General features: G+C 36.7%; 1 protein-coding gene and 1 pseudogene. One reads left to right on the forward strand and one right to left on the reverse strand.

The features are described from left to right. Positions 1-162: pseudogene (locus tag KGF65_RS16635) on the forward strand (recombinase family protein); the annotation flags it as partial. A 602-nt stretch (positions 163-764) separates the two neighbouring features. On the opposite strand, the gene istB reads toward KGF65_RS16635, so the two are convergent. Beyond that, positions 765-1,320: IS21-like element helper ATPase IstB (gene istB, locus KGF65_RS16640; protein ID WP_216788263.1), on the reverse strand; the 556-nt coding region annotated here is incomplete at its 5' end.

A 1,320-nucleotide genomic window follows, 5' to 3' on the forward strand; every position in this document is an offset into this window, starting at 1 on the left:
CGACCGAAAACGTATTCTGATGAACAAATCAGATTTGCTTATGAGCTGCGAAAACAAGGCATGACCTACAAGATGATTGAACGAAAGACGGGGATTAGTAAACGCACGCAGCAGCGACGGTTTAAGTTAATTGAGAAACCAAGTGATACTTCTAAAATCTAAGACAGGTGAAAGATCATGAAAAAGGATATTTTAAATTATTTCCTATTTTGACTGATTTTTAATAATCGTGTGATGTCCCTAATAGGTTGATGTTTACCGTGTGTGGTAAAGTGTTTATATACTATAATTGAAAAAGTGTTCTGGACGATTAATATTCTTATTTGGTCACCAGATAGCTGTCGTTTTTGCTTGAATCTAAAACAATTCATCAGGGATAGTCGAATTAGCTTACGATCACAATATTGTTTTTTTTAATCCGATAACATTGTTAGGAATCAATAAAAGCATCATCATCACTTAGAAAATGTTAACTGCCCTTGGAACTTTGACAGCACACTTGATCGATATGGTAGTTCTTTTTAGTTAGTCATTCTATGGTAAGATGATCATCGATTTTTAATAACTTAATTTACAAACGAAAAGTCATAACAATGAGTATAAAAATAGAAGCCATCTGTCAAAAGGAAAGAAAAAATATTATGTCAAATAGAATAAATAAATACAAGACTGTTGCTTCAATTACAACAGAATTGATTAACCTGGTGTCAAGGGCAGTTTAAAAATGTAGGTTTTCGGCAGAAAGAAATGTAGGTTTTCGGCAGTTACTTGAGGCCACGTAATCGGTAGGATTTACCAGTGATCTTCACTACGTGAACATGGTGAACCAAGCGATCGAGAATGGCCGCTGTCACAGTTGGATTTTGGAAAATATCAACCCAAGCGGATAGGTCACTGTTGCTGGTAATGATCGTTGAATGCTTTTCATAGCGGGCATTGACTAGCTGAAATAGGAGGTTAGCTTCTTGGTGACCAATTGGCAAGTACCCAATTTCATCAATAATCAATAAGTCATAGCGCGAATAGCGGTTTAGAGATCGATCGAGCAGCCCTTTTTCGTAAGCTGTTCTCAATCTAATCAATAGCTCATGACAATTAATAAAAAGAACCCGACAGCCTTGTTTACAGGCTTCAATCCCAATACTAATCGCCAAGTGGGTTTTACCGACTCCTGGATTGCCAATAAAGATCAAGTTTTCAGACTTTTCCATAAAAGCCAGGTTCTGGAATTCCAGAACCTCTTGACGATTAATACTGGGTTGAAAGCTAAAATCGAATGTATCTAGGAATTTTGTATTGGGGGAACGAGCACGGCCAATA

Source organism: Lactiplantibacillus sp. 30.2.29, from assembly GCF_018991255.1.
Lineage (GTDB): Bacteria > Bacillota > Bacilli > Lactobacillales > Lactobacillaceae > Lactiplantibacillus > Lactiplantibacillus pentosus.